This window comes from Psychrobacter sp. T6-5 (assembly GCF_052258485.2).
Lineage (GTDB): Bacteria > Pseudomonadota > Gammaproteobacteria > Pseudomonadales > Moraxellaceae > Psychrobacter.
Genome location: NZ_JBQQEY020000001.1, coordinates 2,160,306 through 2,173,386 on the forward strand (window position 1 = coordinate 2,160,306; position 13,081 = coordinate 2,173,386).

Below are 13,081 nucleotides of genomic sequence, written 5' to 3' on the forward strand. Positions count from 1 at the left end.
ACGACCTGCACTTTTCATCAATGCTGTAACTAAGTGAGGCCTAACCATTTTTTGCCATAAAATCTATATATTGTTGAGCAATATTAATTGGTAATAACTCCATGTCAAACGAGGACTGATATGTATCAGCATTCTCCATTGCTTCATCCATCTTTTTAGCTAATGTATCCACATCTCCCACAGGGACGAGGTTGTGTGGTGGTAGCAACTCACTTGGACCCGATGGGCAGTCTGTACTGATAACAGGTGTCCCTAAAGCCAGTGATTCAGCAATAACCCGTCCAAACCCCTCAAATACTGATGACAAAATCATAAACTGTGCTTTTTGGATATAAGGATATGGATTTTTTTGAAAACCTAAAAAATGTACACGGTTCTCCAAACCTAAAGAAGTAACCAGCTCTTTCATTGACTCTAGCAATACACCTTCACCCAATAATAGAAGTGGCAATGTTTTCCGAGTCTTTGCATAACTTCTAATCAACACTTCATGAGCTTTTTGAGTCTTAAAACTACCAACGTGAATAATGTAACTGTCAAACTCTGGCTCAAACTCTGACGCCGATTGCACAATCTGTCTTTGGTCAATCGGGTTGTATATTGTCGTTGTATTCGTCACACCCAATGTAGCTTGAAAGTCTTTTTCGACTCCTTTACTAATACATATACAAGGATGCCGAGAATATATATTGCTTAATCTTTTATCATTTGCTTTTTTGCCTTGGCTTCTAAACAATTCAATTTTTTTAGAAATAGTATTTCTAATTACGTGTGCGATATTGGGCAGACTACTATGGCGCAAGACCATATCGGCTTTATCTAAATTCGCTAGCGTCAATATTGGAGTACCAATCTCTTTGCGCACGTATCTATCTAATATTTTTGCAAAATACCAGTACCTAAGACGTTTAGTAGGTATAGAGTTATAATCATTTAGGTCCAGTTGATGATAAGAAATATCATTACTGAGCTCATAAGCTACTCTAGATTTAAAGCGTAAAATATGGACGTCATAACCTAACTCATGAAAACCTTGTCCTAGCGTCAAGACAGAACGCTCTGCACCGCCGCCTTGCAAGCAGTTAATAACCAATAGCACTTTTTCTTTACTATTCAAATTTTCTTTTTTTTCTGTAGTATTATCAATCATTTATTAAAAATTCTTAAAAGTAAATATTCTAATTTAGAGATGTGGCGACCCAACTGTTTTGCCAGCTAAAGATTTTGGGTAAATTCTACGTATTTTTCTGCTATTTTGGCTGGTAGCAGTGCTTCATCGAATGGCGCATGAAACGCTTGCGGATTACTCATCGCCTGCTGCATTTTTGCGGCAATGGCATCAACATCGCCCATCGGCATTAAGTTACGTTCTGGTAGTAATTCACTTGGGCCTGATGGACAGTTGGTGCTAATAACAGGAGTACCTAGCACGAGAGCTTCGGCAATGACCAGAGCAAATCCTTCCCAGTCAGAGGTCAATATCTTAAACTGCGCATTTTTGATATAAGGAAAGGGATTATCACGAAATCCTAAAAATATTATTTTGTCTTCTAGGCTTAACTCTGTTACCAGTCGCTCTATTTCAATTTTATGCTTCCCTTGACCCAAGAGTAGTAAGGGCATAGATTGATCTGTTTTTGCGTAAGCCTTTACTAATACATCGTGACGCTTGGCATCTTTAAAACTCCCGACATGGATAATATAGTTCTGATAGTCAGGGACAAAAGCATCAGCTTGTTGCTGAATACTGTTTTTATCAATTGGGTTGTGAATGGCAGTGGTTGGCGTAATATTACCAAAGCTTTTGATAAAGTCTTTTTGAGCGCCTTCACTGACGCACACACAAGGGTGCTTGGCATATATATCTATCATTCTTTGCTTTAACTGCTCAGCGTCGTGGTTTTTATTAAACTTATAGAGCAGTGATACTGTGTTATGAATAATATAAGTGATATTAGGCAATTTACTATTACTTAGAATACTATCGGCACGATCTAGGTTGGACAGTATAATGTCAGGCTGACCGATATTTTTCGACACGTATTTATCAACAGCACGTGCAAAAATCTGGTCACGTCTTTGTGCCCCTGGTATAAGTTTATACGGCTTAAACTTAAGTACATGGTAATTAAGATTTGGACTTAAGTCATACTGTACTAACGGCTTAAATCTTAAAATATGTACTTCATAGCCCAATTCATAAAACCCTTGCCCCAATGTTAATACGACACGTTCCGCACCACCGCCTTGTAGACAATTAATAACTAGTAACACTGTTTTTTTATGCTGCTTCATACACGATAACCTATGGAGTAAGTTTTCACCTTCTTAAAAAGGCTTATCATTGCTTCATTAAAAAACTAGCGTTTAAATAGCTTCGAAAAAAATGATTTAGAAGCGTGTGGACGAGTCACCTTATTACCGGTATAACCTTCTTGAGATTTTTTAGGAAAATGACCGAAAGGTTCTACCCTATAACTGTCTAAATCGTATCCAGCAGCAAGTGCTTCGTTATAATATTCATCAAAAACCTCAGATAAATCCTGCCTTGGGTGCGACATTATTTCACCGTCAAACCAATGCTCAATACCTTCTTCACTGACTCTAGGTAATGAATATTTATGACTGAACTGTGTACCCATATCTGAATAATGCAAAATCCTAATATCTTCTAACGCTAAGTTTTCGCCATCTATACAGTTGTAACTATCCTGATAAGGCTCAATGAGCTGATTATTATGTTTGAATACAGCCATCATTTCTTTATGGCTTTTGGGATCTTTCTTAAGTTTTTTAATTGATAGGACAATGTTTTTCGCCGCCTTGCAATCCCATACGCATGTACACAACCGAGTCATATCCGCATTAGTCTTAGCAGCTACAACAGACTGTCCTTCAATAGGATGGTGCCACAGCTTTGCCAAATCATCTAAAATAATGACATCAGCGTCCATGTAGATGGCACGACCAGAGTATTGACAGTACTCTGGAATTGCCCAGCGAAAGCCTGAAAAAGGCGTTGACCATTTAGTGGTATTCCAACCCTCTCCAGTCTCAGGATTAGAATACCAATAGCTATTAGGATCGCGTGACAGCTGCATCCATACTATCTCAACGGGTACACTGGTATGTTTATGAATACTATAATCTAATACCATCATCTGCTCTAGATCACAGTTATTTGGGTCACAACCAACAAAGACTTTAATAACATCTTCTGTATTCATAATTTTATCCGTTCACTGACTAATATTTATCTCTGCTAATGCAATGCGATAATACTCAACTATATAATGGAACCTATTCTTTCCAGTACTTTTCGATCCACCCTACTGGCAAGATAAAATGACGCAAATGACGTAGCGGTCTTTTTAGATTTTCGGGCTCAGTTAATCTTTTTAAGTGATCTTTGGCATTGTTAGCAGCATTTTTATTATATCTACCTTCGATCGCATGTGTAGGATATAAGTCACCAGGGAAGATAACGATGCGAGCACCTTTAGGAATCTTTGGCTCTTTGATGTAGTTAAGTGGGAATGGTTGACGGCATTTGCGTCTAAAGTGTGCCACCCATGCCTTTGGAAACAGCTTGACACCGCCTGGCGCATTACGAGTGACGAAGCGCTGCTCAAAACGATACTCATCAGCGATACCTTGCGGATCCGCTTTGAACTTCTCTTGTAATGACACAAGTGAACCTACCTGAAACCTAAAGCAAGACGTCTGACCTAAGCGCTCCAATGGATTACTGGGATTATAAGACAAAATAACGTCATCTGGCTTGCCATATTCAAAGAAAGGGTCAAGACTGTCTACTATAATGACATCCAAATCTACAAACAGTACTGTGCCTGTCAAATCACCTAGCTTTTCGCCCCACAAACGAGATTTTGGCCATTTGCCCAGTGTATTGGTTGGCATACTAACATCAAGTGGTGGTAACTCTTGACACTCAATCTCTGGACGCACATCGGTGGTATCATCGGTAAAACAAACAAAACGAAAGGGCGGCGTAATATTACGAGACACCATACCGTATAGTTTATTGGCATAGTCTGCCCCGTACTTTGTGCCCCATTTAATACAAATGATTTGCTTAATATTATTATTATCCGCGGTGCTAGAATCTATTGGCATGAACTGCTCACTTTAATATTATAAATAAATATGATGGCTATATTAGCATAAAAAAAAGACTGAACAATTATGTTCAGCCTTTTTGGACTCTAAAGTAACGCTATTGTTAGTCAATAAAGCTTAGCCAATCCATATATTGCTCGTTACGACCATGAACCACATCAAAGTATAGGGTTTGGAGTTTCTCAGTCAATGGTCCGCGGCCGCCATTCCCTATAGTACGATCATCGTATTCGCGGATAGGTGTCACTTCAGCAGCGGTACCTGTCATAAAGATCTCGTCTGCTAAGTAAAACTCATCACGAGTGATACGGCGTTCAACGACTTTGATGTCTAGATCAGCTGCAAACTGGAGGATAGTACGGCGGGTAATACCATCAAGAGCCCCGCCCGCTAAATCTGGCGTATGTAACACGCCATCTTTTACCAAGAATAAGTTCTCGCCAGCGCCTTGGCACACATATCCTTGCGGATCCATCAAGATAGCTTCGTCATAACCATTACGAGTGACTTCTTGGTTGGCCATGATAGACACAGGATAGTTACTTGAGGCTTTTGCTTTGCACATGGTAACGTTTGGCATATGATGCGTGAATGAAGATGTTTTTACACGGATACCGTTTTTGATGCCCTCTTCACCAAGGTATGCACCCCAGTGCCAAGCGGCAACCATAGCATTGATACTGTTTTCTCGTGACGATAAACCAAGCTTTTCTGCGCCAACCCAGATTAGTGGGCGAATATACGCTTCTGCCAAGTTATTTTGCTTGACCACATCCTTATGTGCTTGCTCTAGCGTGGCCGCATCAAAAGGCACGTCCATTTGGAAAATTTTTGCCGAACCCAGTAGGCGCTCAGTATGTTCTTTTAGGCGAAAAATAGCCGTGCGATTGTCAGCAGTTTGATAAGCGCGCACACCTTCGAACACCGCCATACCATAGTGCAGGCTATGAGTCAGCACGTGCACCTTGGCATCCGGCTGCTCAATCATTGTGCCGTTCATCCAAAGCTTACCATCTTGTGTTGCCATATTCATTTTGTATTCCTTACGTTAGCACTGACGTCTAACTTTTTTAGGTAGGTTTTATTTAATAGTCTTAATTAACATCGTATGATAACACTGTAACATCCCTATTTATTGCTCAACACATAGTGTCATTATGCTAAATGACTGATGGTGTTACGACGATGTGTGCTCGATTATATCACTGGCCATGTCAGAAATTGCAATCTTTTGGTTTGAAGCCACATGGTTTTTAATTATGCTTTCTAATTATCATAGGGCCCTACAGTTTAAACATCGCTTTAATAATCAGCAAGGCTTTAGCAAAAGCAACGTTCGATATTACTCTTCGGTAAACTCAACACCCATGAGATGCTGCCACTGCGCTTGCACCAATGTACGTGTCTCCTGCCAGAGGGACTCATCGACCAACAATGATTGCTCTGATAATGCCAATTGATGGGTCGCTGCCCGTATTCTTAAATACGCGTCGGTCAATGCCCGACAGACGTTTTCCTGCCAAATACCGAGCAAGGCAACTTCTTCGAAGATACGAACATTGTCGCTCCATTTGGTCAAACTTGGGTACTCGTGCGAATAGGCCAATACCGCAAACTGTGCCAAGAACTCGATGTCTATAATACCGCCCGCGTCTTGCTTGAGATGAAATTTACCGGCTTGTTGTTGCCATTGACTGGTCCCCAAATGCTTTTGCATTTTGATACGCATACTGGTGACTTCAGAGCGCACTTGATCCAGTGTTCGCGGTAGGGCGAGCACATCTCGGCGAATATCACAAAACAGTGCGGTTACTCGTCTGTCACCACAAATCGCGCGAGCACGCACCAATGCTTGATGCTCCCATGACCACGCTTTGTCCATTTGATAGGTTTCAAAAGCATGACAAGATACCACCATCATGCCAGCGTTGCCCGACGGACGCAGACGCATGTCGATCTCGTATGCCCTACCATCTCGTGTCTGAGTATTGAGATAATTCATCAGCTTTTGTACAAGACGCGCGGCAAACTTCATTCCACTCACTGACTTTTCACCAGTGGTCATGCCCTGCTCTTTTATCTTATGCAAGAATACCAAATCCAAGTCGGAAGAGTACGAGAGCTCTAGTCCACCAAGCTTGCCATAACCGATAATTGCAAAGCCACATTCCGCTTCAGTCACTGGATCACCATCTTGACCAATCGGATAGCCATAGCGGTTGACGATCTCTGCAAACGCACGCTCTAGTGCGGCTTCTAGTACCACTTCAGCAATATAGGTCAATGAGTCTGATACTTTCATGATCGGGCGCTCAGCCAACACATCACTGGCAGCCACAGCCAATACTTGGTTTTTCTTGAACAGTCGCAATACGCTTAGCAGTTCTTCTTCGTCATTAGGTTCGACACGCAATAGCTGTTGGCGCAGGATGTCACGCAGCTCAGGCTTATCTGGCAGGTGGCGATAGTGCTGCTGTAAAAAGGTGTCTAACAATACAGGATACTGTGCCAACTCTTTTGCAATCCATGGGCTCGCCGATAGCATCGGAATCAGCTCAATCGTTGCATTGGGGTTTTCTGCAATCATGACCAAGTAGATTGAACGTCGGCAAATGGCTTCAAGCAATGCAATCAATCGCGGTAAGGCAGTATTAGCCAGCTTTTGCTGTTCTTGATGGGCTAATAGCGCGTGGACAATGACAGGATACGCATCATCTAAGCGCTCTCGTGCCTCCTCGCTGAGATTGGCGACCATCTTTGATTGCCAAAAACTCTGCAATGACTCGCGATTTTCTTCTGTTAGTACCTCGTTTAGACGCGCAATTTGCGCTTCTAAATGTTCTGGTTCCAAGTCAGTGTCATCATTATCAGGCACTTGACGCTCTGTCACCATACGTTCAAATGGCACATTAACGTTGTCTCGATGAGCATTTAGCTGAGTTAGTAATGCCTGCCAATCATTAAACCCAAGTGTCACTGCGAGATTATGCTGCCAATGAGCATCATGCGGCAGTCTTTGGGTTTGCTGGTCGTTAATGGCTTGAATCGCATGCTCAAGTCGACGCAAAAACCGATACGCAGCTTGTAGATTATCGTAGGTAATCTGCTCTAAGTATCCAAGCTCACGCAACACTTGCATCGCCTCCAAACAAGGCTTTACTTGTAGCTGAGGATGCCGACCTCCGTAGATCAGCTGAAACGCTTGTACAATAAACTCAATATCTCTGATACCGCCCGCGCCAAGCTTGATATTGTCTAGATCTTCACGCTGTGCAACTTGATTTTGAATGAGAGACTTCATCTCCCTGAGTGCTGAAAACGCGCTGTAATCCACATAATAGCGAAAGACAAATGGTTTGATTAGCGCCTGAATGGCATCATAAAATGGCTGATCTATCTGCCCAACGACTCGTGCTTTTAGCCAAGCAAAACGCTCCCACGCGCGTCCATGCAACGCAAAATACTTCTGTAACGCTGAGAGATGAATGGCCAAATCACTGCCATCACCCCATGGACGCAAGCGCATATCAACCCGAAAGACAAAACCGTCAGCCGTTTTATTATCAAGCAGCTTAATAATCCCTTGACCAAGACGAGTCATAAAACGTTTATTGTCTATGCTACGCGTGCCCTTTGCCTTGTCACCATTGGTTTCGCCGCGCGCTTGATGTACAAATATCAGGTCAATATCACTCGATAAATTCAGTTCCTGAGCACCAAGCTTACCCATGGCCATGATAGCCATATCATCGATCTGCACATTGCCTTGTTCATTGATAAAGGTTGGCTCACCGTATTTAGCAATCAAATGCTGATAGGTATAGTCCTTGGCAAAGGAGATACAACCGCCTGCAAACTCTGATAGCTCATCAGTCAATTGCTCAAGACTAATCATCTGCAAGGCATCTTGCCAAATCCAGCGCATCATTAACAGCTTACGCAAATTACGTAAGCCACTCATGACTTTCGTTTCATCGGCGAGTTGATAGTTTTCATCTAGCGTATAATCTTGTATCAGATCATCGATTTGCTGACGAGTCAGTGTGCTGTTCAGTGGGTAGCTACGCAAAAACGTTTGGCAGGAAACCGTTCGGCTCTCCCAAATTTGATAAGCAAACTCACTGGCTGTTTGCAGTACTTGCAGTTGCTCTGCTGTCGGCTGATAATCTGTACCACTGTTCATACGTGAGGGCATAGCAGGTAACATAGTGACAAAAACTCCTTACATAGAATGGTAAGACTACGTGAACCCAACTCATAAGTTTATTGTTTTTTCTTACGAGGCAGTCACAGCATCAGATGAACATACTCAATATATCATTACAAAACATAAAGCCCTGTTTAGTAACAGTGACTCTATTTGCTTTGAGCCGCTTTATGGTAGCATAAACGTCTTTAATCAAAATGCTTTGAGACAGCTTCATTGCAGCGCACCTTTATACTCAATAAAAATAGCGTTTTGGCTCAATGGTATTAAGAAATATTAAAACTCGACTCTAAATCGATTAGACTGCTTTACACAAAAAATTTATAACCTTTCAATAATACTGTCTCACCCTTATAACACTCTTTAAACGCTTATTTATAATATGTGATACTGCCCCCTATGACTACTACCCCGCTACTACTCATTACCGCTGATCCTAGTCACCCATTAGCGCATTTAGCATTACGTTATGCGCGCGCATATCTTAAAAACGCATCGGCTGATCATAATATCGATAGTAATACAGACGATATCGTCAACAAAGAAGACATCGACAATCCTAACACCAAACGGGCGTTGCTCAATGTCTTTTTTTATGGGGATTCGGCGCATCTGGCGAATCGGCTACGCTGGCAGTCCGCTGATCAAATGAATTTGACCAAAGAATGGCAAATGTTGGCTGAACAATATCAGTTGTCACTGCCTGTTTGTGTCAGCACAGCTCTTAGCCGCGGTGTGAGTGACGCAGATAACAGTACCCGCCATCAGCTTGATGGTGACAATCTGGCGACCGGGTTTACGTTGGTGGGACTCAGTGAGCTCGCTCTGATGATGCAGGATGGCTGCCGCTTAATACAGTTTTGATAGCGCATCTATTACGACATTAGCCTGCGACAAATATATTTAGGAATACATGATGAGATTATTAATCCAGCTGCATACACCCACCGAAGCAACAAGCTATGAAGGCTGTGCATTGGCACTGACATTAGCGACATTCGGTCATGAAGTGCAGCTGTACTTAGATGCACCTGTTTTTGGCATATTGATGCAGCCTGAATCACGTTTGCACGGTATGATTCAGTCGCTTGATCTTTACGACATGCCAGCGGCTTGGCTACCTGATGATGTCTTTAGTGGTTGGGTGATTGGGATGCTGCCAGTAGATCTGACTTCACAGCTCATGCTGGTGCCAGAAATAATCCGCTCGCAAGATTTTGAGCAGATTTTAACCTTTTAATTGGCAATATAATCAAACTTATAAAATAATAAAGCACACACTTGGACACAGTTATGGCAACTTTATATCAATTACACAGCACGATGGATACCCTCAGGCGCAGCACTGAGGAGATGTCTCGCACTTGGCGCACTGGCGACAGTATTATCTTACTTGGCACCACAGCCGCTTTTATTGACTGGCTCAATGCTTATTTGAATGATAGTGAAATAGATGGTATTGCAGGTATTTATGCATTAGCGGATGATATATCGCAGCTGACAGTTAACACTACTGGCAAGCTAAATTTAGAGAGCAAATTGACTGGTATTTTAACGGATGAAGAATGGATTAGCCTATCTCAGGATAGTCAGTTTGATAAAGTGGTGACGATTGCCTTATGACGACTCATACCTCTACGACAACTCATACTGCCACAGCATCGACCGATATTGCATTAGATCAAGATGGGCATCTGTGTGACCATACAATTTGGACACCTGATATCGCACAACAACTGGCAGACACACTAGATGTCAGCCTAACGAGTGAGCACTTACAAATCTTGCAGCAAGTGCGCGCATTCTTTGTCAAATTTAATCATGCACCAGCGACACGCCCATTGATTAAGTGGCTACAGAAAACCCTGCCTGAGCACGACATCAGCAATCAAAAGCTACAGCAGCTATTTAATACAGGTTTGGTGGCGCGCCATGTCAACCGTCTAGCTGGACTGCCAAAGCCGCCCAACTGCCTATAAAAGTGTTTTTGTTAACTGTAGCTGCTTACCAAGTGAGCACTGATGAATGAGTCATATAGTTCGGCTCATTTGATACATCACTATTTTGGATCGTAGACTGTCAGCGTCTCATAGCCGATACTACGACCTTCATCACCCAAGAATCCTTGCTGTCGCCATATTTCATACAAGCATATGGCGACACTATTGGATAAATTCAGACTGCGCGAATCAGCCAACATTGGTAATCTCAACCAATTATCAGCACCGATATCTTCACGGATATCATCTGCCAGTCCTGCTGTCTCTGAACCAAATACTAGCGCAATATTGGGCGTGGCTTTATCTTCAGGTTTTTCACTGTCTACTTGCCCGCCAAAATCATAATCATAATCATAGAATGGTTTGCTCAGTTTGGTTGTTAAAGCCGTGACAGTATAGCAGTCGGCTGCTCGCAACGCCTGCCGTGCGGCTGTCCAATCATCATGCACCTGCAAATGTGCGTATTCATGATAATCAAGACCTGCGCGGCGTAGTTTCTTATCATCAAGCTCAAACCCTAACGGTCTGACTAAATGCAGCTGTGCGCCGCTGTTGGCACACAGTCGAATGATATTGCCCGTATTACTCGGCATTTTGGGGGCGACCAACACGATATGAATGGTCATACTTGTTTACTCCACAAATGGTCGATGCTCTATTATTTAAATTTATGAGCGATAGGTAATTAAAAGTTACAGTTTACTGCCAATAATTACATTTTGATACTGTGCAGGGTTTTTAACTTTCACTATGATGTCTGTAATGGATAGCGAGATAGCATTTATGTATGACTGCCTCATCCAATACCCCTTCAGTGATGCTTAAACCTGCCGTTTAGCCTCACTGTTGTTATTTATAAACCATCCATTTATCTTTGAGGATACTATTATGAAAAAAGTAATCATCGCATCTTTAGCTGCTATGTTTGTTCTAACTGGTTGCAACACGTTCAAAGGCTTGGGCCAAGACGTATCAAGCGCTGGTAATGCTGTATCTGGCAGCGCACAAGAAGTACAAAACAAAATCTAAGGTTTGATTGTTTTAGATTTTTTGAGGGGCTTACTATTTTGTAAGTCCTTTTTTTGGTCACGGATTCTTTATCTTAAGTAGTTATTGCACATTCACTTTATCAGATGCTATAAAAAAGCACGCAGTATTTGATTGAGATAACGCTGACCTAACAATGTTGGTTGTAACTGAGTTTTACTATCTACCAGTAGCCCTTGCTTAATCAAATTGTCTACTTGTGTGGTAACACTTTCAAGCTCAAGCCCTGTTCTCTGCTCAAACAACGTCCAAGCGATACCGCCATGTAAGCGCAGTACATTTAGCATAAACTCGCTAACGAGCTCATCTGTATCGATTGCTTGCCAACCAACCATTTTTGGTACATTTTGAGTGGTCTTGGATTTTTCTGTCTCTATGTTTCCTACATAATCTTTTGGCAAACGTGATTTGCTAAAACGATAAATGCCAGATTCTGCTAACAAATCGTTTTCTGATTTATCACTTTCCTTTGACGGAGCGCAACCCCTGTCTGCGTGACAATCAATCGTCACTTTACCATGTGCACCAGCACCTATTGCTAGATAGTCGCCAAACTGCCAATAGTTGATATTGTGACGGCAAGGCTTATCTGACTCGCCCGCCCACGCAGACACCTCATAGTTGCGGTACCCCAATTGCTGCAACAGCGCTTGCCCCGCTTGTTCGATATCTGCCAAGTTGTCTTCATCGGGTAAAATAGGTTGACTACGATAAAACACCGTGTTGGGCTCAATCGTTAATTGATACCATGAGATATGCGTTGCGCCAGCATCGTGCGCCATCTGAATGTCATTTAATGCTTCGTTCATGGTTTGCTGCGGCAGACCATGCATGAGATCGACATTGACTCGCGTAAATCCAGCAGCCCTAGCAGCACGAATCGCTGATAACGCTTGTACAGGATCATGGATACGTCCAAGCACTTTGAGCTTATCAGCGTCAAAGCTCTGTACGCCGATAGATAATCGATTGATACCAACCTCTAGATACTGAGCAAATGGCGCATGCTCGAGTGTCCCTGGATTGGCCTCCATCGTAATCTCGATGTCCTCTGCAAATTCAAAACATGACCGCAAACCAGAAAACAGTCGCTGATACTGAGCAATTGGCAATAGTGATGGTGTGCCACCGCCAATAAATATTGAGCTGATTTGACGCCCTTGCGCTAATAACTGTTGCATATTCGCATCCAAAAGGAGCGCATCGACATAGTCATCATACATAGACAACTGACTGTCTATAGGAAGCTCATGCGAGTTGAAGTCGCAGTAAGGACATTTTTTCACACACCATGGGATATGGATATAGAGCGACAGTGGAATGCTCGTCACCTCTACAACGCTAGTATCTGTCATCTTTTCTGTGAGTTGCAACGTATCAAGGTTATTCGGCGAGCTATCAGCATTCATTTTGGACATAAATAAACTTATTGTGTAATGGGAAATGATGATCAGTATCAAAAGTATCGCTAGGATAACGGCTAGATGATATAAAGAAAAGCCTAACTAACGTAAAACTATTAACAAAGCCACGCATAAAGCCACGTACAAATCCCCTATTCACCATGGTAACTTGCAGGCAGTATATAAAGAGATATTACCAGTACAGCATCCAAAGCGCAGCGCTGTATTCAGAATATAACCATTAAATTTGCGGCGCGCTTGAAAGCTGATTAATAAAAAACGCA

General features: G+C 42.4%; 13 protein-coding genes. 5 read left to right on the forward strand and 8 right to left on the reverse strand.

Annotated features, from left to right (window positions below; genetic code table 11):
* Nucleotides 1–40: 40 nt before the first annotated feature.
* The 6 genes from ACTXGK_RS23900 to glnE all read right to left on the reverse strand — a co-directional run bounded on the left by ACTXGK_RS23900 (nt 41) and on the right by glnE (nt 8,347).
* Nucleotides 41–1,150, reverse strand: coding sequence for a glycosyltransferase (locus tag ACTXGK_RS23900; RefSeq protein WP_443515361.1), 1,110 nt, complete (start codon nt 1,148–1,150; stop codon nt 41–43).
* A gap of 65 nt (nt 1,151–1,215) precedes the next feature.
* Nucleotides 1,216–2,295 carry a glycosyltransferase gene (locus ACTXGK_RS23905; protein WP_443515359.1) on the reverse strand — a complete coding sequence of 360 codons (1,080 nt, stop codon included), beginning with the start codon at nt 2,293–2,295 and terminating at the stop codon, nt 1,216–1,218.
* A gap of 65 nt (nt 2,296–2,360) precedes the next feature.
* On the reverse strand, nt 2,361–3,227 hold the full coding sequence (locus ACTXGK_RS23910; protein ID WP_443515358.1) for a glycosyltransferase: 867 nt from the start codon (nt 3,225–3,227) through the stop codon (nt 2,361–2,363).
* Nucleotides 3,228–3,300: 73 nt separating this feature from the next.
* On the reverse strand, nt 3,301–4,137 hold the full coding sequence (locus tag ACTXGK_RS23915; RefSeq protein WP_443515356.1) for a glycosyl transferase: 837 nt from the start codon (nt 4,135–4,137) through the stop codon (nt 3,301–3,303).
* Nucleotides 4,138–4,243: 106 nt separating this feature from the next.
* The gene (locus ACTXGK_RS23920; RefSeq protein ID WP_443515355.1) at nt 4,244–5,173 is read right to left on the reverse strand and encodes a branched-chain amino acid transaminase; all 930 of its coding nucleotides are present in this window, start codon (nt 5,171–5,173) and stop codon (nt 4,244–4,246) included.
* Between the two features lie 309 nt (nt 5,174–5,482).
* Nucleotides 5,483–8,347, reverse strand: a complete 2,865-nt coding sequence (glnE, locus tag ACTXGK_RS23925; protein WP_443515353.1) for a bifunctional [glutamate--ammonia ligase]-adenylyl-L-tyrosine phosphorylase/[glutamate--ammonia-ligase] adenylyltransferase — start codon at nt 8,345–8,347, stop codon at nt 5,483–5,485.
* Nucleotides 8,348–8,746: 399 nt separating this feature from the next.
* Here glnE and tusD point away from each other — a divergent pair, with 399 nt between their 5' ends.
* The 4 genes from tusD to ACTXGK_RS23945 are packed head-to-tail and all read left to right on the forward strand — an operon-like array spanning nt 8,747 to nt 10,326.
* Complete coding sequence (tusD, locus tag ACTXGK_RS23930; protein WP_443515352.1) at nt 8,747–9,211, forward strand: sulfurtransferase complex subunit TusD; 465 nt, start codon at nt 8,747–8,749, stop codon at nt 9,209–9,211.
* A gap of 52 nt (nt 9,212–9,263) precedes the next feature.
* A complete protein-coding gene (locus tag ACTXGK_RS23935) occupies nt 9,264–9,587 on the forward strand; it encodes a hypothetical protein (RefSeq protein ID WP_443515450.1) in 324 nt (107 codons plus the stop codon).
* Nucleotides 9,588–9,640: 53 nt separating this feature from the next.
* Entirely contained in the window at nt 9,641–9,970 is a 330-nt protein-coding gene (locus ACTXGK_RS23940; protein ID WP_443515351.1) for a hypothetical protein, read from the forward strand.
* Entirely contained in the window at nt 9,967–10,326 is a 360-nt protein-coding gene (locus ACTXGK_RS23945; RefSeq protein WP_102092846.1) for a TusE/DsrC/DsvC family sulfur relay protein, read from the forward strand. Before ACTXGK_RS23940 ends, ACTXGK_RS23945 begins: the two co-directional genes overlap by 4 nt.
* An 80-nt stretch (nt 10,327–10,406) precedes the next feature.
* On the opposite strand, the gene ACTXGK_RS23950 is transcribed toward ACTXGK_RS23945, so the two are convergent.
* Entirely contained in the window at nt 10,407–10,973 is a 567-nt protein-coding gene (locus tag ACTXGK_RS23950) for a tRNA (cytidine(34)-2'-O)-methyltransferase (protein WP_443515349.1), read from the reverse strand.
* Nucleotides 10,974–11,235: 262 nt separating this feature from the next.
* Here ACTXGK_RS23950 and ACTXGK_RS23955 point away from each other — a divergent pair, with 262 nt between their 5' ends.
* On the forward strand, nt 11,236–11,376 hold the full coding sequence (locus tag ACTXGK_RS23955) for an entericidin A/B family lipoprotein (protein ID WP_201600641.1): 141 nt from the start codon (nt 11,236–11,238) through the stop codon (nt 11,374–11,376).
* Between the two features lie 107 nt (nt 11,377–11,483).
* Here the strand turns inward: ACTXGK_RS23955 and hemW are convergent, their stop codons facing one another.
* Nucleotides 11,484–12,749, reverse strand: a complete 1,266-nt coding sequence (gene hemW / locus ACTXGK_RS23960) for a radical SAM family heme chaperone HemW (protein WP_443515448.1) — start codon at nt 12,747–12,749, stop codon at nt 11,484–11,486.
* Nucleotides 12,750–13,081 lie beyond the last annotated feature (332 nt).